This is a genomic window from Myxococcus sp. RHSTA-1-4 (assembly GCF_020037125.1).
GTDB lineage: Bacteria > Myxococcota > Myxococcia > Myxococcales > Myxococcaceae > Myxococcus.
This window is the reverse complement of record NZ_JAIQDG010000012.1, coordinates 62,230-81,132: the sequence shown is the minus strand read 5'-3', so window position 1 is coordinate 81,132 and position 18,903 is coordinate 62,230. Positions and strand designations below refer to the sequence as shown.

The following is an 18,903-nucleotide window of genomic DNA, read 5'->3' as shown; positions in this document are numbered from 1 at the left end:
ACCCGTGCACGAGGGCGCCGGACGGCGTATGCACCGGTGCGTGAGCACCGCCGAACCCCGTGGCATCCTCTTCGACCTCGACGGCACGCTGGTGGACTCGCTGCCGGACATCATCGACAGCTTCCTCCACGGCTTCGCGCACCTGGGGCTGACGGCCCCTTCGTACGCGGAGGTGCGTGCCCTCATCGGCCAGCCGCTGGACGCGATGTACACCGTCTTCGCGCCCGAGCACCACGTGCCCGCCCTGTGCGCGGCCTACCGCGAGCACTACCCCGCCAACTTCCACCGGCGCTCGCGCCCCTTCCCCGGCGTGGCGAAGGTGCTGCGGACCCTGCGCGAGCGTGGCTACCTGCTGGCCGTGGCCACCACCAAGCGCGGCGACATGGCGCGGCGCTTCGTGGACGCGATGGGGCTGGGGGACGTGCTGCACCACGTGCAGGGCACGGACGGCTTCCCCCACAAGCCCGCGCCGGACGTGCTGTACCGCGCCCTGTCCGCGCTGGGCACCGGCGGGCTGTGGATGGTGGGCGACACCACGCTGGACCTGCGGGCGGGCCAGGCCGCGGGCCTGCGCACCTACGCGGTGACGTGGGGCACCCACTCCCAGGAGGAGCTGGCCAGCGCCGCGCCGGACGAGCTCCAGCCGGACCTGGAGCGGCTGCTGGCCCTCCTGCCGCCCCGGGGCTGAAGCCCGGCGCCCCCGGTTGTGACGAAGTCGTGACGAAGTCTCGGACAGGACGGAAGCCGGGGTGTGTTTCACCTGGGACGTCGCGCGCTGGCCCGGTCGTGAGATGGTCGCGGCGCATTCGTGCTGTCGGATGTGTCTCCACTCCCTTCCTGGAATCGCGCATGAAGAAGAACACCCTCTGCTCCCTGCTGACCCTCGCGCTCCTCTCGCTCGTCACGGCCTGCAAGGGTGGCGACAAGTCCGGCGCGGCTGGCGCTCCGGACGCGAGCGCGCCGTCGGAAGCCGCGCCGGCGGCGGGTGGGGCGCTCACCGTCAAGGGCAGTGACACCATGGTCATCCTCGGCCAGCAGTGGGCCGAGGCCTTCATGAAGAAGAACCCAGCCATGCGCGTCCAGGTGACGGGCGGCGGCTCCGGCACGGGCATCGCGGCGCTGCTCAACGGCACGACCGAAATCGCCATGTCCAGCCGCGCCATCAAGCCGGCCGAATCCCAGCAGGTGCAGGCGCGCCACAAGGCGCAGGCGCAGGAGACGGCGGTGGCCCGCGACGGCGTCACCTTCTACGTGCACGAGGCCAACCCGGTGCGCGCGCTCTCCCTGGAGGACCTGCGGGCCATCTACCTGGGCGACGTGAAGAACTGGAAGGAGGTGGGCGGCCCGGACGCGCCCATCGTCGTCTACTCGCGTGAGAACTCCTCCGGCACCTATGTCTTCGTGAAGGAGGAGGTGCTCAAGGGTGAGGACTTCGCTCCGGAGGCGCTGACGCTGCCGGGCACCGCCGCCGTCGTCAACGCGGTGTCCAAGGAGAAGAACGGCATCGGCTTCGGCGGCGCGGCCTACGGCAAGGGCATCCGCGAGCTGGCGGTGAAGGTGGGCAGCGACGAGGTGGCGCCGAGCCAGGAGAACATCCAGAGTGGCCGCTACCCGCTCAGCCGCGACCTCTTCTTCTACACGCGCGGCGCGCCCTCGGGCACCGCGAAGGCCTTCATGGACTTCGCGCTCTCCCCCGAGGGGCAGGCCATCGTCACGCAGGTGGGCTACTTCCCGGTGAAGGGACAACCGCAGCAGCAGTAGCCCTCCCCGCGCGTGCGGCCGGCCTTCAGCGTGGATGCGAGCAGGTCGAGCATCGAGCCGGTGAGGACGTACCGGTAGTCGAGCCCCAGGGCGGCCAGGCCCCGGACCTGGCCGGGCTCAGTCCTCCGCCTGGACGTCCTCGGTGCTGAAGCCCCACTCCTCGAGGACCTTGGCCTCCTCCAGTGCGCTCCGTGTCTTCTTGAAGCGGGCGCCGGGCACGCCCTTCACGCGGCGCTCGCACGCGGCCCAGGTGGAGTGGCGCTTCACGGTGCGGCCCACCTCGCTGAGGTAGGAGTACGCCTTGCTGGAGGAGCCCTCGCGCTGCCGGGTCTCCTTCTCGGGGATGGAGGTGTCGTCGGGGATGTCGTGCACGGCCACGCCGTATCCCTGGAGCGGGCCGGTGTAGAGGGCCGGGCGCTTGCCCTTGGAGAAGGCGACGGCGATTTCATCCACGCGCTCGTTGCCGGGCACGCCGACGTGGCCGCGGACGTACTTCCACTCGATGGAGGCGGCCTCGCCGGAGAAGGACTGCCTGCGCTCGGCCAGCAGGGCCATCAGCCGCTTCCAGTAGGCGGCGTTGGCGACGTCGCCGCCCTCGGCCGTCTTCCACCCGCGCTTGCTCCAGCCGAAGGCCCAGCGGGTGATGCCCTGAATCACGTAGGTGGAGTCCGTGAGGATGTGCAGGGGCCCCGGGGTCCGCTCCAGGTGGCGCAGCGCCTTGCCCACGGCGGTGAGCTCCATCCGGTTGTTGGTGGTCTCCGGCTCGTGGCCGCCCAGCTCCGTCACCTGTCCGTCGGGCGTGACGATGATGACGCCCCAGCCTCCCGGGCCGGGGTTGCCGGAACATGCACCGTCGGTGAACACCAGCGTGGCGCGACTCTCCATGGCCGCCACCCTATGCGGCCACGGGCTTCACGGCCATGGCCACGAAGGCGCGGGAGGTGCCGAGGAAGCCCCGCGCCCGGAGGTGGGGGCTCCCCGGGCCCGTAGGTCGGCTCACCGCAGTCGCGCGAGGTCCGCCACGGTATCCACGTCCTCGCCGCCACCGGGCAGCGGCACCTCGGCCACGCGCGAGGGCTCACGGGCAATCACTCCGCGCGCGCCCTGCTCGGGGCCGAGCGCCTCCAGCTCCGGGAGCACGGCGCGGGAGAAGAGCGCGGGGACGCCCCGGGTCTCCTCGTAGGAGGAGGCCACCACGGCCGCGCCGGTGCGCCTCCACGTCTCCACCAGCGCGCGCAGGTGCGAGGAGTCCACGCGGAGCTGGTCACACAGCATGACGAGCACGGCCTCCACGGAAGGCACCGCCCCGGTGAGGGCCCGCACGCCCGCGACGAGCGAGCCCCCGGGCCCCGCTGCCCAGTCCGCATGCTCCACGGTCCGTACGGGGAGGCCCGCCAGCTCCGAGGCCACGGCCTCGCGGTGCGCGCCAAGCACCACCACCACGGGGCCGCACTCCACGGCGAGCGCGGACTCCGCGGCCCTCCGCACCAGAGTCCTGCCTTGATGGAGCACGAGCTGCTTCGGGCGCCCCAGCCGCGAGGAGCCTCCAGCAGCCAGCACCACCACTCCGACTGTCACGTCAGCCTCCGTGCGGGAGGTGCTGCCCCCGGCTGCATCAGGAGCGCCAGCAGCGCGGCACTCCGTGCGGCCAGCAACACCATGCCCCACCGTCACGCCAGCCTCCGCGTTTGAGGAGCAACCCACGGCAGCGTCAGGGGTGCAAGCAGCGTGGCACCCCATGCGGTCAGCGGCGCCACGCCCGCCGTCATGCCAACCTCCGAGCCGGAGGCGGAGCCACGGAATGGATGGGAGCCCGCCGCTCGCGCAGCTTGCCTCCGTCGCGGTCAGAGACGACCGCCTGCAGCTCGGCGATGACGGACAGCGCAATCTCCTCCGCACCCTCCGCCCCCACGTCCAGTCCCATGGGCGCATGCAGCTTGTCGAGCTGCGCGGGCGTGGGCGCGGGCGACATCTCCGCGAGCAGCCGCTCCGTGCGCGCGCGCGGGCCCAGCACGCCCAGGTAGCGCAGCGTCCTGGGGAGCAGCCGGGGCAGCAGCTCGCGGTCCTGCGGCAGGCTGTGCGTCATCAGCACCGCGAGTGTGCGCGGGGACAGGGGCACCGCGTCGGCCGCGTCGCGGGCCTTCGCCGACACCACCGCGTGCGCCAGGGGGAAGCGGCGCCGCAGCGTCTCCGCGGGGCGGTCCGCCACCACGGTGACATGCCAGCCCAGGCCCGCGGCCTGCGTCACCACCGGAGCCACGTCGAAGCCGCTGCCGAAGATGACGAGCGGATGGGGCGGCTCCACCACCTCCACCAGCACGTCCGCGCCACCGCACGGGCCACTCCACGTGTGCCCTGCCTCCAGCGCCTCGCGGGCCGCCTCACGCACGGCATCGCGCAGCGCTCCGGACAGGTCTCCCGCCTCCGTGCCGTCCTCACCCATCAGCAGCCGCGAGCCCGCCGCGCAGGCGGGGCCCCGGTACACGGTGGCCACCACCGCGCGCCGTCCCGCCCGCCGGGCCTCGTCCGCGAAGGTGAGCGCATCCGCGGGGCCCGCCTCGAAGCGCTCCAGCAGCACGTCCACCACGCCGTTGCACCCGAGCGCGAAGGACAGGCCGCCCTCGTCCTCGGCGTTGTCGCCGGTGGAGTCGTAGCGCAGCAGCCGGGGGCCGGTGCTCGTCCAGAAGAAGGCCTTGCGGACGATGTCGGCCTCCAGGCACCCGCCGCTCACGCCACCCGCCAGCCACCCCTCCTCGCCCATCAGCATGCGCGCACCGGGCTTCCGGTACGACGAGCCGGACACGGCAACGACGGTGGCCAGCACCAGCGGTCCTCGGGCTCGCTGCCGGGCTCGGAGGATGGCGTCCAGGTCCTTCATGTCGCATTCCCTGGCTGAGAGAGGTGGCGGTACATCGCGGTGCCCGCAGTATCCGCGAAGCGCCCGCGCCTGCCCACCCACCCCGTGGGCCGCGGCCGTGGGGGCATCCCGTGCAAGCCCCGCCCGGCGGCCATCCGCCATGCCGCCGCGCTCATCCGGCGCTGTCACCCACGGTGCGGTGGGTGGCCGGTCTCCGAAGCCGGATTCGCGTGGCCAGCCGGGCCCCCTCCGAGCAGAGGAACACGAACAGCACCGGCTCGACGAAGTACTTGAACCGCATGTTCTCGCCCTTCTCGAAGAGGACGCTCACCGCGGCCACGTAGAGGATGGGCAGCACCAGGGCCGCCGTGTGCCGCCAGTCCTCCGCGCCCTTCAGCCGCCGCGCCGCGCTCACACCGGCGGCGAGCAGCAGCAGCCACAGCACCGGTGAGGAGAAGACGAAGTCGTACGCCCCGCGCCAGGGCAGCCGGTCCACGAGGACATTCGGCTGGTATCGGCTGGACGGCCGGCCATACAGGAGCGCGTTCTGCGCGAAGGAGGCCAGTGTGGTGGACAGCGGCCGGGAGCGCAGCGCCTGCCGGCACACGTGCTTCAGCGCCGCCGAGTACCGCAGGTAGTCGAGCTGGTTGTAGTTGTAGTGCCCGCCCAGCTTCTCCTCCTCGCGCAGCACGGCGGCGCGAGTGGGTGAGGGCAGCGACCCGGGGAAGATGTCTCGCGGCAGGCGCAGCTCGCTGACATCCGGCTCCCCCATGCCGATGGCCCGGCAGAAGTTCATCCCGTCGAAGGTGGACGTCATCGGCGTGCCGAACAGCACGAACTGCTTGGCGACGTACAGCCCCGCGAGCAGCCCCACCACCGCCGCATACCGCACCACGCGACGGGCCGGCACGCGTAGCAGCACCAGGCTCAGCACCCCCAGCACGAGGAACGGCCACTGGAAGATGGAGCGCAGGAAGAAGAGCACCAGCGTCGCGGCCGCGAGCCGTGGCACCGACCCCTCTCCCCGGTGGAAGCGCCATTGCTCCAGGCAGAACCACAGGAAGGCGGCGGCGCTGGCGGCCGTCCCATCCAGGAGGGTGGCGAAGGCGATGGCCGCCGGATGGAGCACCCACAGCACCGTGCCGACAAGCGCCGTCCTCCATCCCGCCAGCCGGTGCAGCCAGGAGAACACGAGCGCCGCCGTCGCGGCGAACACGGCCGCCCAGGCCACGTACGTCCACCGGTCCACGGCGTCCACCAGCGAGGCTTCGTCCAGCGAGCGGTGCAGCCCCGCCAGCGAGGCGCGGAAGACATCGAGCAGTGGCGGCTGGATATGGAGGTACCAGAGCGAGCGCAGCGGCTCGTCGCGCAGGTCTCGCAGCGACAGCGTCTGCATCATCCGCTCGGAGTTCCACGCCTGGAAGCGCAGCCCGTCCGGGGCGTACCGCCGGAACCCCGCCTCCAGCGCGAGGAGGAACAGGAACGCCGCGCTGAACACCGCGCACGTCCAGCGCCAGCCGGGAGCCCCGGTGGTGCGAGCGGAAGGCGTGAGAGCAGGGGAGGGGGCCACCGCGATGGAGTCTCGCAGCCCTCGCGGCATGGCGTACAGCGAAGGCATGCGGAAGGTGGCTCACGCGGGACGCGGATGGGACCCGTCGCGGAGCCATCTCGGCCACGCGGTAGCAGGAACGGTGTCTTGGACATGTCCGGGGGGCCCGAGCCGGAGGGCATGCGAAGCTCCGGGCCCTGTCTCTCAGGCCACGGCTTCCTGCCGGGTCAGCGCCCGGGGCGCCATGTCCGGAATGGAGCGTCCATTCCACGTGGCAGCCAGGCCCTCACCACCCGTGGGCTCAGCCACCCTGCCGGGGCCGTCCCCGGGGGCGCCAGGTCCGGAATGGAGCCTCCATTCCGCGTGGCCTGTCAGGTCCTCGCCGGTGGCGGGCTCCAGCCTCCCCACCATGTCAGACCCCTGGGGTGGACACCCTGATATGGGGAGCGCTGGCGGCGGAGAAGGACTCAGGCTCCCGGGGCATTGGCACGCCTCCTCCGGGGATGGCAATGACGGCAGACTCCGAGCCCGGAGGAGCCGGCGCGTTTGCGCCTGTCGCGGAGCACGTCGAGTCGTGCGATTCCTACTGCGTCATGAGTCAGCGGGTCGGCTTGCGCGCCAGCACCTGCACCACCGCGCCCCTGCCGGTGTGGAGCTTCCCCTCCACCACGTCACGCTCCAGCTCGCGGAGCACCAGGAAGTCCAGCCCCTGGAAGTCCTCGCGCAGCTCCTCGGCGGTGTAGAGCCATTCGCGTTTCGGGGGCCCACCCGTGCGCAGGGCGAGCTGGGCCGGCGTGTACCCTTCGAGCACCACCATGCCGCCGGGCCGCAGGCTCGCGACGACGGCGCGGTGCACCTGTCTCCGCAGCGGCATGGGCAGGTGGCAGAAGATGGAGACCACGACGTCCCACGTGTCCGGCGTGAGGGTGAAGTCCGCCAGGTCGCTCACCACCGTCTTCAGCGAGACGCCGCGCTCCGCCGCGAGCTTCTCGGCCTTGCCCAGTCCTACCTCCGATGCATCCACCGCCGTCACTCGGTGGCCCAGCGTCGCGAGGAAGACGGCATTGCGTCCCTCGCCCTCGCCGAGACTGAGCACGCGCGCGGGCGCGGGAGGCAGCGAGGACGCGGACTCCGCGAGGAAGTCGTTGGGCTTCGTGCCGTAGACGTACTCCTGCGCGGAGAAGCGTGAATTCCACTGGTCGCGAACGTCGGGACCGCCGGGTTGGGACATGGTGGGCCTCCTCACGCGAGTGTGCCGCAATCACGGCTGCTCCGCGAAGTCCCGAGGTGACGTTCCGCGCTCCAGTCCACGGTTCCGCCCCGCGCTGTCGAGGCGCATCACCCCGCGACCGGGATGGACCGTGCTCGCGGAGGTGTGACCGCGGGGCCGAGTCCTCGCGGTCACACCCCGGGCGCTTCAGCTCGCCCGCCGTCCACGCCGAGCGGCCAGGGCCGCGAGCAGCAGCAGCGCGAGCGGCCCGGCGAACCCTCCTCCCGTCGCGCCGCACCCGCTGTCGTCCCCCGAGCCCGGATTCTCTCCGGGCTCCGTCACCGGAGGCGGGCCCGCGTCGGGCGTCTCCGTCCCGGCGTCCGAGCTCCCCGCGTCCGGAGTCCCCGCGTCCGTCTCCGCTCCGGGCTGCACGGTGTCCCCATGCGCGCCGATGTGGCCCGGGCTGACCTGTGCGCGCCGTTCGCCGGAGGTGTGCTTCACGTACTGCCACGCCACCGGATGCCCGCTGGCCTCGGTGGGAGGTGCCACCGCCTCGTCCCGGAGGGGCGAGCCCGCGGTCAGGCGGAAGTCCTGTCCGGAGAGGTCGGCGAAGCCCGGGTCGCTGCCGGTGAGGTTGCCGCCGGTGTCCACCACGGAGCCGGTGACGGTGCCGAAGCTGGACACGTAGCCGGGCTTGTACCAGTTGCCCCCGTGGCGCAGCGTGCCCGCCGCGTCGGTGAGCGACAGCGTGTTGCCATTGGCCGCGGCCACCAGCACGACGTTGCCCGTCACGTGCGCCGTCTGCGCGTTGTCGGACAGGCGCAGCAGCGTGGTGCGGTCCGTGCGCGAGGACACCACGGTGTTGTGGAAGAAGTAGAGCGTGCCGCGGTAGTTGGCGGTGGTGCCGTTGTCGCCGCCGAAGTGAACGATTTGCCGGTTGCCCGCGCCCTCCGGCTCCAGCAGCACGTTGCCGTAGACGAAGGTGCGCGCATAGGACGGGTCCGCTCTCAGCGTGGCGCTGCTGGACTCCACCAGGTCCAGCTGCCGGTTGCCGCCCTCAATCCAGTTGTAGCGGATGACGGTGCCGGCGGAGCGGTCCTTCAGGTTGTTGCCCAGGCAGCCCGTGCACAGCGGTCCGAAGCGGTTGAACTGGTAGGTGATGCCGAGCGCCTCGGTGTACGCGTTGTGCTCGTAGATGCTGTCGGGGTTGCCGTTGCCGAGGATGTGGTTGTTCTCGACGGTGACGTCCGACGTCGCGTTGGCGATGAACAGTCCGTTGCCGCTGTCCTCCAGGACGTTGCCGCGCAGGGTGATGTGCTCGCCCTTCTCGACGAAGATTGCGGCGGCGTTGGCCGCGTACGAGGAGGCACCGTTGCGCCCGGTGAAGGCGCCACGCGCCCGGCGCAGGTGCAGGTTCTCCACCACGAGGTATGCGGGCACCGTGTCCGCCGGCGTGTTGGAGCCGCCAATCTTCAGGATGCCGCGCTCCTCGTTCCAGTAGTTGAGCTGAGAGCGCGTGGTGGCGTTCTCCCCGACGATGACGGGCAGGTTGCCCGCCGCGTCCTTCACACCCCGCACGGTGATGGGCGCGGCGGCGGTGCCTCGCCGTCCCAGCACCCACTTCTCCGCGTAGGGCGTGGACCGCGCGTGGATGAGCACGGTGTCCCCGGGCGCGAGTGACTCCCAGGGCACCGCGCCGATGGAGGCATACGGCTGCCCGGGGCCCACCCGGTACTCGGCGGCCTGGGCTGCAAGCGAAGGGAGCAGGACGAGGAGCGCGACACGTGGCAGGTTCATGGCCCGAAGTCTGGCGCGCCCCCGCACGCGCGGTCCACCAGACCTTCGTGACTTTCCTGCCTCCCTGAAGTGAGCCGCGAAGATTGCAGGAGGAGCGCGCGGAGGGGGCTCGCGCGGGTGGGACTGGATGATTCGCCCGGCCTGGGGTGTAGTTCCCATCCACATGCCCGTCTTGCGCTACGTCTTCACGCTGAACGCCGTGCGCGAGCTCGGCCGCATGGCTCCGGAGATTGCCCGTGCGCGGGCGGAGGCCTCGCTGGACGAGTGCCTCCAGGGCATCCGCGAGGCCTGCACGCTGTCGCTCGGCATGGAGTTCGACACGCTGGTGCGCTTCGACGCACGCTCGGTGGTGCGCCTGTTCGCCCATGCGGAGCAGGCGCGCATCCTCGCCCGGCTGGTGGACGAGCGGGCGCGGGCCCATGCGGAGCGCGGCGAATTCCGGGCCGCGCTGGAGGACACCGTCTACGCGGGGCAGCTCCTGGCCTGCTCGCGCCAGCGCTTCGGCGTGCCGAAGGACGCCCGTGCCGCGGAGGCGCTGGAGCGCGAGCTGCCCGCGCTCCGTTGACTCACGAGGCGACGCGGGCCCGGGGGCGGCGGACGCGCTGCGCGCCACACGCCGCCGCATGGCGCTCGAGCGCCGCGTCCAGCGCCGCGTCGTCCAGCTTCACGCCCTTCTCACGCCACAGGTTGTCCACGTGCAGCGTGTCCTCGCGCACGCGCGCCTCCAGGCGGCCCACCAGCCTTCCGCGGTGGAGCAGCGGGCACACGTACCAGCCCCACTGCCGCTGCGCGGCGGGCTTGTACACCTCCCACACGTAGTCGAAGCCGAACGCCAGCCGCACCAGCCCGCGGTCCCACAGCACCGGGTCCAATGGCCCGAGGATGCGCATCCGGTCATCCGGCTCCGGGAAGGAGCGCTCGCGAAAGCCGGTGGGGGCCAGGTAGCGCCGGGGCGAGCCCGGCAGGGACACCTCCTCCAGCAGGCCCTCCTTCACGAGCGTGTCCGGCAGGCCGGTGGTGCGCACGTCGGACAGCATGGACCAGTGCGGCCCGCTGGCGCGGCTGAGCAGGCCCGCGGCCTCCACGCGCTCCATCAGGGCCCAGCGCTCGAAGGGCTGCGTCACCGGAGCCTCCGCGTGGCGGGGCAGGGCGCGGCGGGGCACGTCGTACACCTTGCCGCCGGGAGCGCGCCCGCACACCACCACCTGGCAGCGCGTCCACAGCACCTCCAGGGCCATGGCCGTGGCGCGCCCGGTGCCCTTCCAGCCGCTCCAGTCCAGTGGCACCACCGCTCCGTGGTCGGTCAGCTCCTTCGAGGATGCGGGGCCCGCTTCCTCGACTTCCTTCATCACCGCGTGCAGCACCGCCTCGGGCAGGCGCTTGAGCCGCTCCTCCAGCCGCCACCACGGCGCCTGGGCCGCGCGCTCGCGGTAGTAGGGGAAGGCGCTGGCGGGCAGCAGGCAGCGCTCCTTGGCGAAGTGTTCGAAGGCATGGCCCGGCATCAGGTGGCGGTACACGTCGCCGCGCGCGAGGCCGTCCACGCGCGCCAGCGCCACCAGGTCCGCGTTGGTGCCGATGACGTCCAGCGGGTCCAACTGGATGCACCGCAGCGTCTTCAGCAAGGCGCGCACGCCCCGCGCGCCCGGGGGGAACACGGACCGGGCCAGCCCGTGCTGGCCCACGAGGTAGCGCCGCGCTTCGTCCGGGTGCAGCGTCACGGCGGGAGGAAGGGAGGACGGAGGCACGCGGCGGACGTTAACAGGCCCACGCCCGCGAGCCACGGGGCTCCACCCCTGTCCCGAAGCCACGCCTACTCGCGCAGGGAGACGGGCTCCTTGCCGCGCGTGCTCGCGTCCTCGTCCTCGTCGCGGGACTCGGGCTCCGGCTCCAGCCGGGCCTGGCGCTGGCTGGCCTCCCAGGACTCGCCGGCGTCACGGGCGTGCACGCGGGCGGCGGCCTCGTCGTCCTGGGAGCCCGTCCACGTGGTGTGTCCTCCGGCGTAGCCCTCCAGCGGACGGGCCCCCCGGCGTGACTCCACCTCCAGGTCCTTCCGCTCCTGCTCGCGCAGCCGCTCCCGCTCCTGCTCACGCTCGCGCTGGTGCTGCTTCTCGACGGGGTTGTCCGCCATGGTGCTGTCACCTCCTGCACCAAGGTGCGGTCCGCCCCCGGAGGACGGCAGCGGGGGAGCGAGCGCCCGCGCCCGGCCGTCCGCCCCGCGGGCACCCTGGCACGAGCGCCGGCACGGTGCCATCCGGCCGGGCGGCTCCCGTCTCCGCCGGACAGCCATGCCTTCCGGGCGCGTGCCTCAGCCCGGCCGCACGCGCAGCACCACCTTGCCCGTCGCCCGCCGCGCCTCCAGCTCGCGCAGCGCCTGTGCGCCCTGCTCCAGTGGGAAGACGCTGCCCACCACCGGGTCGAGGATGCCCTGCTCCGCCATGGCCTCCAGGTCCTTGGCGATGGTGGGCGTCAGCGTCGGCTCATGCAGGAGGAAGGCGCCCCAGGCCACGCCCACCACGTCGATGTTGCGCAGGAGCAGGCGGTTCACCTGCACCTCGGGGATGCGGCCACCCGCGAAGCCCACCACCAGCAGCCGGCCTTCCGGCGCCAGGCACTTGAGGCTCTTGTCGAAGATGTCGCCGCCCACCGGGTCCAGCACCACGTTGGCGCCCATGCCGCCCGTCTTCTCACGCACCTGCGCCACCCAGTCGCCGGTGGACAGCAGCACCTCGTGCGCCCCGGCCTTGCGTGCCACCCCGGCCTTGCGCTCGTCGCTCACCACGGCGAAGACGCGCGCGCCCGCGCCTCGCGCCACCTGGATGGCCGCCGTCCCCACGCCTCCCGCCGCGCCGTGAATCACCACCACCTCGCCGGCCTTCACGCGCCCGCGCCGGTGCAGCGAGAAGTGCGCCGTGTGGTAGTTCATCACCACGCCCGCCGCCGCCTCGAAGCTCCAGCGCTCGGGGATGCGGAACACCATCTCCGGCTGAATCGCCGCCACCTCGGCGAAGCCGCCCAGCCCGAAGCTGAACCCCATCACCCGCTCGCCCGGCTTCACCCCCGCCCCGGCCGGCGCGCTGCGCACCACGCCCGCCACCTCGACTCCCGGCACGAAGGGCAGCGCGGGCTTCGCCTGGTACTGCCCCCGGGAGAGCAGCAGGTCCGGGAAGCTCACCCCCGCGGCCACCACGTCGATGAGCACCATGTCATCGGCCTCGGGCTCGGGGATTTCCACCAGCTGGAGCCCGTCCGGCCCATCCAGTCGCTGTACTTGCAGTGCTCGCATGTGCGTCAAACCTCCAAGGTGGGCCCTAGACTAACGGCCCCTGGCGAAAAATCCCCTGTCAGGTCGCCGTGTCCATGCGCGTCCTTCTCCTCGCAGGCACGGTCGACGGTGGCAACGCCCGATACCGAGCCACCCCTTTTGAAGCGCCCGGCCGGTGAGGCCCTACACGCCCATCTTGTTGGTTCGAATCCAACTTCCGCCGCCTGTGGCGGAATAGCCAAACTGGTAAAGGCACTCGACGGTAAATCGAGCGGTACCCGATGGCTTCACCCCTCGGGCGCTTCAAGTCCCTTCAGCACCCAGGTGTCCCGAGGCGCCGGTTCGATTCCGGCTCTCCCGAAACGTTTCGGGAGATGGCTCAGTGGAAGAGCGCGGGCCGTATTTCGAAGGGCGTCCCCATCCGGATGCCCCCTGCAGCACCCAGCTTCAGACGCTTTGGCGTCCGTCCGGAGAGGCCCTACACGCACTGGGAGCCCGTGGTCGCCGGTTCGAATCCGGCTCTCCCGAATGCTTCCGGGAGATAGCTCAGTGGGAGAGCGCGAGCCTTGAAGACGGATGGCTTCTCCACTCGGACGCCACCCCTTTCTTGAAGAACCCGGCCGGGCCGCGCGCGAGGGAGTGCTGTCATCCAGCACCCACCTGTCGCCGCGGCCCGGCCGCTTTTTCCGCCTCGCGCGCGGACCCCAGGAAGTGCATTTCGGCCACATCGCGGCTCCGTCACGAGCGCTCAATCGCCCCTCGCGCGCGCGGACCCCGTGGAGTGCGCTCCGGCCACAGCGCGCCCCGCTCGCGCATTTTCCGGCCGCCTCGCGCGCGCGGACCCCGTGAAGTGCATTTCGGCCACGGGTTTGGGCGAAAAAACGGGGTATCCGATGTGACCCATCACGTTCTGTCACAATCTCCGGGGTTTTACTTCACCCGGTGTAAGTCCATGGAACTTTTGGGCTTTCATGGCATGACCTGCAATCTAAGAATTCGCGAGAAACTAAAATAATCTCGCAACCTTGAAACAACTGTAACGTCTGTGCCACCATGCTTCCTAATCTTTCCGCTTAGGAGGATTACATGGTGCAGAACAAGCGGGTGCGAGGAGCACTCGGAATCGCGGCGCTGTCGGTTGTTGTCGGCTGCAATGAGTCCACCCCCACCCCCGAGTCGAACAAGACCGGAGAGGCCGCGAAGAGCGCGGCGCTGGAGAACGGGCACAACGTCGTTTCCAAGGACTCGGCCGGTGTGGCCACGTTCGTGACGGGCAACCTGGGCGCGGCGCCGGAGCTCCCGGCGGCGGGCGCGGCGGCCCTGCAGCAGGCGGCCCTGGTCCCCGTGGTGGAGGCGCTGGCCCCGGTGTTCCACCTGGCCCCGGCCAACCTGGTCTTCACGAAGGGCTATACGGATCCGCAGGGTGACAGCCACTTCCGGTATGCCGTGCGTCACAACGACATCCCGGTGTTCGGCGGTGAGTTCCGCCTGCACGTGCGCGCCGGGCAGGTCTTCGCGGCGAACACCAACGTCCGCAGCGACCTGAAGGCGGACGCGAAGCCCGGCATCGTCGCCGAGACGGCCGTGGCCTCCGCGGCCTCGGACCGCGACGCGCTCGAGGGCTTCGTCACCCACCCGGAGGCCGAGCTGGTCTACTGGCGTGACGGCGACGAGCTGCGCCTGATGTACAAGGTCCTCCAGACGGGCGAGAAGCGGGACGGCACGCCCGTGCGCGACATCCTCCTGGTCGACGCGCGCAACGGCGACGTGCAGCTGCGCATCCCGACCATCCACGAGGCGCTCAACCGCCGCCTGCACGACGGCAAGAACCTGAGCACGCTGCCGGGCCCCGTGGCCCGCCTCGAGGGCGAGGCCCCCGTGGCCGACCCCGTGGTCAACACCAGCTACGACCACCTGGGCACCGTCTACAACTGCTACAACAGCCTCTTCGGCCGCGACTCCATCAACAACGCGGGCGCGACGCTCATCAGCACCGTGCACCACCGCGTCAACTACGTGAACGCCTTCTGGGACGGCACGCAGATGGTGTACGGCGATGGCGACAACGTCAACGCCAGCAACCTGGCCAACTCGCTGGACGTGACGGCGCACGAGCTGACCCACGCCGTGACGGACAACGAGTCGGACCTCATCTACTCGGGTGAGTCCGGCGGTCTGAACGAGTCCATGTCCGACATCTTCGGCGCCGTGTGCGAGTGGTACGGCGACGGCGCGGGCGACGTCTCCGCCCGCCACTGGCTGATTGGCGACGACGTGTGGACGCCGAGCATCCCGAACGATGCGCTCCGCTACATGCACAGCCCGACGATTGACGGCGTCTCGCTGGACCACTACCACGACTACCAGTCCGGCGTGGACGTGCACTACAGCTCGGGCATCTCCAACCTGGCGTTCTACCTGCTGTCGCAGGGCGGCACGCACCCGCGTGGGCGGTCCACCGAGGTCGTCGCGGGCATCGGCATCGAGAAGGCCGCGCGCATCTTCTACAAGGCGAACGCCGACCTCCTCCTGCCGTCCTCCAACTTCGAGGCCGCGAAGGCCGCCACCGAGCAGGCCGCGCAGCAGCTCGGCTATGACGCCGCCACCATCGCCTCGGTGACCAGCGCGTGGAAGGCCGTGGGCGTGGGCGTGCCCATTCCTCCTCCCGTCTCCACCCCGATTGAGAAGGACGTGCCCGCCACGGACCTGTCCGGCGCTCGCGGTGGGAAGCAGTACTTCTCCGTGACGATTCCCGAGGGTGCGTACGACCTGGCGTTCACCATGTCCGGTGGCACGGGTGACGCGGACATGTACGTGCGCTTCAACAACGCGCCGACGACCACCACCTACGACTGCCGTCCGTACCGCTCGGGCAACAACGAGTCCTGCGCGTTCGCGGCGCCGCAGCACGGCACCTGGTACGTGATGCTGAACGGCTACAGCGCGTACTCCGGCGTGACGCTGTCCGTGACGTGGAAGGGCGGCTACATCCCCATCGAGAGCGGCGTGCCCTACAAGTTCTTCGACGGCGCGGCGGGCTCCTCGACGGTGTTCACCATCCAGGTCCCGGAGTACAAGCCCGGCTCCGGCACCAACACCCTGCGCATCCAGACGGGCCAGGGCTACGGCAACCCCGACCTGTACGTGAAGCTCGGCGGGGCCCCGACGAAGTTCGACTACGACTGCCGCAGCGTGAAGGAGCACATGTCCGAGGTGTGCAACCTCAACAACGTGCCGGCCGGCAAGTACTACATCGAGGTCTACGGCGCGAAGGGCGGCTACACCGAGCTCGCGCTCATCGCCTCGTACAACAAGCAGTGGTAGTCCCCTGACGTGACGGCGCGGCGCGAGCCGCGTCCACGAGGCCCCGGGCGTACCGCTTCACGCGGCGCCCGGGGCTTCGTGCTTCCCAGGGGCGGTGCTTCAGGGGCGAGCGCTGGGCGCTGTCCTGGGCAGGACGCTGCGCGCGGCACCCGGGGCTTCGTGCCTGGAGCCGGTGGCCGTCAGAAGGCCGCGGGCGCGGGAGTGTCGGCGGGCTGGCGGCGCAGCGGCTGGGGCTGGCCGTAGGTGAGCGAGCGCCACAGCCACTCGGCGGGGCCGAAGTGGAAGCGCGCCAGCCAGAGATGGCTGAGCGCCACCTGCACGGTGAAGACGGCCAGCGCGAGCCCGAGGAGGCGCGAGGCCGGCAGCCGGCCCATGAGCCCGAGCCCGTAGCCGTTGAAGAGGCAGAGGCCGAGCACGGTCTGCGTGAGGTAGTTCGTCAGGGCCATGCGGCCCGCCGGGGCCAGCACGGACAGGCCCCGCTGCCACGCCGGGTGCTGGAAGAGCAGGGAGAGCCCGGCCACGTACACCGCGGCGAGCCCGAGGAAGCCCACCTCGTGCAGCCACGCCATGGTGAACATCCACGGGTCCACCGCCGGATCCACGAGCCCGCGCGCGCGCAGGTGCTGGATGAAGGCGACGGCGCCGGTGCCGAGCACGCCCATCACCAGGCCCCCTCCGAGCAGCCGGCGGTGCCAGGAGCGGCGGCGGGGCACGTCGTGCAGCAGGGCATGCCGGCCGGCGAGCAGGCCCAGCAGGAACTTGCCCAGGATGGCGGCCGCATCCACGGCGAGGAGGGGCCTCCAGAAGGTGCGTGCGAGGTAGTGCGCGCTGGCGAGCTGGGCGTCGAGGAAGGAGCCGCTGGAGAGGGCGGCGAAGGTCTGGGCGCGCAGGTCCGCGTCGCTCGCGCGGGTGGCGCGGGACAGGGCGGCGGCGGCCTCGGGGCCCAGCGTGAGCAGGGGCCCGAAGCGGGTGATGGCGGGGACCAGCAGTGGGACGGTGATGAGCAACGCCGCGGCCCAGGCCAGCACCGTGCGGTCCGAGCGGTGGCGGAAGGCGAGGAGGAAGAAGCCGAGCACCGCGTAGAGGTGGAGGATGTCGCCGTGCCAGAAGCAGAGCAGGTGCACGAGGCCGATGAGCAGCAGGGCGGCCAGGCGCCGCGAGTACAGGGGGACGATGGCGACGCCGTGCTCCTCCGCGCGCGAGAGCTGGATGGAGAAGCCGAGGCCGAAGAGGAAGGTGAAGAGGGTGAGGAACTTCCCGTTCACCAGCACGCCGAAGAGCGTGTCGAGGGCGGACTCCAGCGGCGGGCGCGCGGCGTTGCCCTGCCGTGGGAGGAGACTCTGACCGCTGAAGTGGGTGACGGTGTTGGAGAGGAAGACCCCGCAGAGCGCGAAGCCGCGCAGCACGTCCAGGAGGACGATGCGCTCGGCGGCATCCACCGGGCGGGTGGCGCTGGCATCCGGCACGGCAGGAGGCGAGTCGGCCATGCGCCCAGCAGACGCAACCCTCCGCCCACCGTCAACCCAGGCGAACTCTCCGCGTTCGCGTCATCCCACGGGCCCACACCGCGCTGCTCTGCGTCATGAGCGGCGTGGCCGGGAACTCATCGCGCGGGCATTCGCAGGCACAGCTCCCGATGTCGTTTGAGCAGGTCGCGTGATGGTTGAGGTCCAACTGGAAGTCGGATGCGTTGGCCCTCGACTTCTTTCAATCGAGTGCCCAGGTGCGAGGCGCGGTCGACTCGGTGGGTCAGCCGTATGTGGAACTCCTCATCAAGGATGATGAATCCTCGTTCGAAGGCGCGGTCATGAAGGACACAGAGGCACATGCAATTGGCGGGATTGAGTCGCTGCTGCTCATCCATGGCCCAGGCGACGATGTGCCCTGCGACGAGGAACTCTTTCTCGGTGATGCCACACATCGCGCAAGCGTTCTGGTAGTTCGCCTTCACCTTCTTTGCGAACTGAGCGTACCTCTGTCGCCGCTTCGCCTTCCCGGTGATGTCGGAGGCCGAGTAGTCCGTTGCCGCTGGTTCGGCCGCGATGGGAAGGGGGCCGGCAGGCTCCTCGAATTGCGGAGGAAGTTCGAAGATCCTCAGCCACTCCGTTAGCGAGCCATGTTGGTCCTCAAAGGCTTGGAGCTTCGTGTCCTGCACGCGAATCGTGCTGTAGACCTTGTAGTTGTCCTGGTAGCCGAGTTGCTTGACGAGGTCGGCTTTGGGGACGTCGAGCGGCTGGATGTCGCGCAGGAAGTAGATGAGTTCCCAGGAGTTCTGGCCTTTGAACGGCCAAAGGGCGTCACCCAGCGTCTTGTTCTCCAGCTTGAAGGTCACCCATGCGGCATACGTGAAGCGCCCTGTGCCCGATTCCGACAGAAGAACGAGATCCCCCGGCTGCATCTTCTCGAAAGAGGCGCGCAGGGCTGAGGTCATCGCCCAGCAGCGGATCCCCTCCGCTCCAGCCCTGGCCTGGATCTCCATGACAATGTCTTTGGGCACATCGGTGAGCAGATTTGGAGGAACGTCCCTCTCGATCGATTTATCCAGGTTCTTGCGGTCTGCTGGAACAAGGTAGACGGACACGGGGCCTCCTGGCGGGGCGCCAGAAGCCAGCCGTGGAGGCTGGCCAGCCCGTACAGGAGTGGAGCGCTGGATTGCTCACCAGGACTCCCAAGGTCATCTCATACGCACATGCCCTATGGGGGCACACGCACGGAACGTGTCACTCTGGCTGGCTTCATGACCTGGAGCGCCCGGGCCTGTCCGACCGGCCTCTGGAACTTTCGACGGGATAGTTCCTGCGATTGACCTCAAGCTTGTCGAGGATGGCCTGCCGAAGGTCGATGCTGGTGCGATCGCATAGCAGCAGGAGTGAGATGGCGACGTCCGCGATCTCCGCCTTGAGACGCGCGTGGTTCTCGGGATCCCGGGCGAAGGCGTCTGCCTCCTCGTTGCGAATCCAGCGTAAAATGGCAACGAGTTCCCCTGCCTCCGAGGCAACTGCCATCGAAAGGTTCTTGGGGTCGTGGAACTTCGCCCACTCTCGTTCGGCGGCGAATGCGCGCAGTTCACGGATGAGCGCGTCGAACGGGTCGGAGGGCGGCGAGTTACCCGAGTCGGTCATGTGCTGAAGGTAGCAGCAGCC

General features: G+C 70.5%; 16 protein-coding genes and 1 tRNA gene. 5 read left to right on the top strand and 12 right to left on the bottom strand.

Going from position 1 to position 18,903, the window contains the following annotated elements; genetic code table 11:
- Positions 1-28 precede the first annotated feature (28 nt).
- Positions 29-688 (top strand): HAD family hydrolase, encoded by a 660-nt coding sequence (locus K8638_RS18130; protein WP_225937380.1) that lies wholly within the window; start codon positions 29-31, stop codon positions 686-688.
- A gap of 161 nt (positions 689-849) precedes the next feature.
- A complete protein-coding gene (locus K8638_RS18125; protein ID WP_223755796.1) occupies positions 850-1,761 on the top strand; it encodes a phosphate ABC transporter substrate-binding protein in 912 nt (303 codons plus the stop codon).
- A gap of 117 nt (positions 1,762-1,878) precedes the next feature.
- Here K8638_RS18125 and K8638_RS18120 read toward each other — a convergent pair whose 3' ends face one another.
- From K8638_RS18120 to K8638_RS18095, 6 genes are all read right to left on the bottom strand, one after another.
- Complete coding sequence (locus tag K8638_RS18120) at positions 1,879-2,646, bottom strand: viroplasmin family protein (protein WP_223755795.1); 768 nt, start codon at positions 2,644-2,646, stop codon at positions 1,879-1,881.
- Positions 2,647-2,757: 111 nt separating this feature from the next.
- On the bottom strand, positions 2,758-3,339 hold the full coding sequence (locus K8638_RS18115; RefSeq protein WP_223755794.1) for a nucleotidyltransferase family protein: 582 nt from the start codon (positions 3,337-3,339) through the stop codon (positions 2,758-2,760).
- Between the two features lie 187 nt (positions 3,340-3,526).
- Positions 3,527-4,639, bottom strand: a complete 1,113-nt coding sequence (locus K8638_RS18110; RefSeq protein ID WP_223755793.1) for an XdhC/CoxI family protein — start codon at positions 4,637-4,639, stop codon at positions 3,527-3,529.
- Positions 4,640-4,790: 151 nt separating this feature from the next.
- Positions 4,791-6,236, bottom strand: a complete 1,446-nt coding sequence (locus tag K8638_RS18105; RefSeq protein ID WP_223755792.1) for a hypothetical protein — start codon at positions 6,234-6,236, stop codon at positions 4,791-4,793.
- A gap of 529 nt (positions 6,237-6,765) precedes the next feature.
- Complete coding sequence (locus K8638_RS18100) at positions 6,766-7,398, bottom strand: bifunctional 2-polyprenyl-6-hydroxyphenol methylase/3-demethylubiquinol 3-O-methyltransferase UbiG (protein WP_223755791.1); 633 nt, start codon at positions 7,396-7,398, stop codon at positions 6,766-6,768.
- 186 nt (positions 7,399-7,584) lie between these two features.
- Positions 7,585-9,174 (bottom strand): MYXO-CTERM sorting domain-containing protein, encoded by a 1,590-nt coding sequence (locus K8638_RS18095; RefSeq protein ID WP_223755790.1) that lies wholly within the window; start codon positions 9,172-9,174, stop codon positions 7,585-7,587.
- Positions 9,175-9,337: 163 nt separating this feature from the next.
- Between K8638_RS18095 and K8638_RS18090 the strand changes: the two genes are divergently transcribed.
- Complete coding sequence (locus K8638_RS18090) at positions 9,338-9,739, top strand: hypothetical protein (protein WP_223755789.1); 402 nt, start codon at positions 9,338-9,340, stop codon at positions 9,737-9,739.
- A gap of 1 nt (position 9,740) precedes the next feature.
- Here K8638_RS18090 and K8638_RS18085 read toward each other — a convergent pair whose 3' ends face one another.
- The 3 genes from K8638_RS18085 to K8638_RS18075 all read right to left on the bottom strand — a co-directional run bounded on the left by K8638_RS18085 (position 9,741) and on the right by K8638_RS18075 (position 12,457).
- On the bottom strand, positions 9,741-10,919 hold the full coding sequence (locus K8638_RS18085; RefSeq protein ID WP_223755788.1) for a winged helix DNA-binding domain-containing protein: 1,179 nt from the start codon (positions 10,917-10,919) through the stop codon (positions 9,741-9,743).
- A 65-nt stretch (positions 10,920-10,984) separates the two neighbouring features.
- Positions 10,985-11,302 (bottom strand): hypothetical protein, encoded by a 318-nt coding sequence (locus K8638_RS18080; protein ID WP_223755787.1) that lies wholly within the window; start codon positions 11,300-11,302, stop codon positions 10,985-10,987.
- A 177-nt stretch (positions 11,303-11,479) separates the two neighbouring features.
- The gene (locus tag K8638_RS18075; protein WP_223755786.1) at positions 11,480-12,457 is read right to left on the bottom strand and encodes an NADPH:quinone oxidoreductase family protein; all 978 of its coding nucleotides are present in this window, start codon (positions 12,455-12,457) and stop codon (positions 11,480-11,482) included.
- A gap of 209 nt (positions 12,458-12,666) precedes the next feature.
- Between K8638_RS18075 and K8638_RS18070 the strand changes: the two genes are divergently transcribed.
- A tRNA-Tyr gene (locus K8638_RS18070) sits at positions 12,667-12,797 on the top strand.
- A gap of 725 nt (positions 12,798-13,522) precedes the next feature.
- Positions 13,523-15,760 carry a M4 family metallopeptidase gene (locus K8638_RS18065; RefSeq protein ID WP_223755785.1) on the top strand — a complete coding sequence of 746 codons (2,238 nt, stop codon included), beginning with the start codon at positions 13,523-13,525 and terminating at the stop codon, positions 15,758-15,760.
- 179 nt (positions 15,761-15,939) lie between these two features.
- Here the strand turns inward: K8638_RS18065 and K8638_RS18060 are convergent, their stop codons facing one another.
- The 3 genes from K8638_RS18060 to K8638_RS18050 form a co-directional block, all read right to left on the bottom strand.
- Entirely contained in the window at positions 15,940-17,247 is a 1,308-nt protein-coding gene (locus K8638_RS18060; RefSeq protein WP_223755784.1) for a DUF418 domain-containing protein, read from the bottom strand.
- A gap of 116 nt (positions 17,248-17,363) precedes the next feature.
- Entirely contained in the window at positions 17,364-18,341 is a 978-nt protein-coding gene (locus K8638_RS18055) for an HNH endonuclease (RefSeq protein ID WP_223755783.1), read from the bottom strand.
- 154 nt (positions 18,342-18,495) lie between these two features.
- Positions 18,496-18,882 carry a nucleotide pyrophosphohydrolase gene (locus tag K8638_RS18050; RefSeq protein WP_223755782.1) on the bottom strand — a complete coding sequence of 129 codons (387 nt, stop codon included), beginning with the start codon at positions 18,880-18,882 and terminating at the stop codon, positions 18,496-18,498.
- Positions 18,883-18,903: the final 21 nt, after the last annotated feature.

Bases quoted from the DNA above. Each gene is read 5' to 3' on its own strand.
- K8638_RS18130 (WP_225937380.1), top strand. From the start codon at position 29: ATGCACCGGTGCGTGAGCACCGCCGAACCCCGTGGCATCCTCTTCGAC.
- K8638_RS18125 (WP_223755796.1), top strand. From the start codon at position 850: ATGAAGAAGAACACCCTCTGCTCCCTGCTGACCCTCGCGCTCCTCTCG.
- K8638_RS18120 (WP_223755795.1), bottom strand. From the start codon at position 2,646: ATGGAGAGTCGCGCCACGCTGGTGTTCACCGACGGTGCATGTTCCGGC.
- K8638_RS18110 (WP_223755793.1), bottom strand. From the start codon at position 4,639: ATGAAGGACCTGGACGCCATCCTCCGAGCCCGGCAGCGAGCCCGAGGA.
- K8638_RS18105 (WP_223755792.1), bottom strand. From the start codon at position 6,236: ATGCCTTCGCTGTACGCCATGCCGCGAGGGCTGCGAGACTCCATCGCG.
- K8638_RS18100 (WP_223755791.1), bottom strand. From the start codon at position 7,398: ATGTCCCAACCCGGCGGTCCCGACGTTCGCGACCAGTGGAATTCACGC.
- K8638_RS18095 (WP_223755790.1), bottom strand. From the start codon at position 9,174: ATGAACCTGCCACGTGTCGCGCTCCTCGTCCTGCTCCCTTCGCTTGCA.
- K8638_RS18090 (WP_223755789.1), top strand. From the start codon at position 9,338: ATGCCCGTCTTGCGCTACGTCTTCACGCTGAACGCCGTGCGCGAGCTC.
- K8638_RS18080 (WP_223755787.1), bottom strand. From the start codon at position 11,302: ATGGCGGACAACCCCGTCGAGAAGCAGCACCAGCGCGAGCGTGAGCAG.
- K8638_RS18075 (WP_223755786.1), bottom strand. From the start codon at position 12,457: ATGCGAGCACTGCAAGTACAGCGACTGGATGGGCCGGACGGGCTCCAG.
- K8638_RS18065 (WP_223755785.1), top strand. From the start codon at position 13,523: ATGGTGCAGAACAAGCGGGTGCGAGGAGCACTCGGAATCGCGGCGCTG.
- K8638_RS18060 (WP_223755784.1), bottom strand. From the start codon at position 17,247: ATGGCCGACTCGCCTCCTGCCGTGCCGGATGCCAGCGCCACCCGCCCG.
- K8638_RS18050 (WP_223755782.1), bottom strand. From the start codon at position 18,882: ATGACCGACTCGGGTAACTCGCCGCCCTCCGACCCGTTCGACGCGCTC.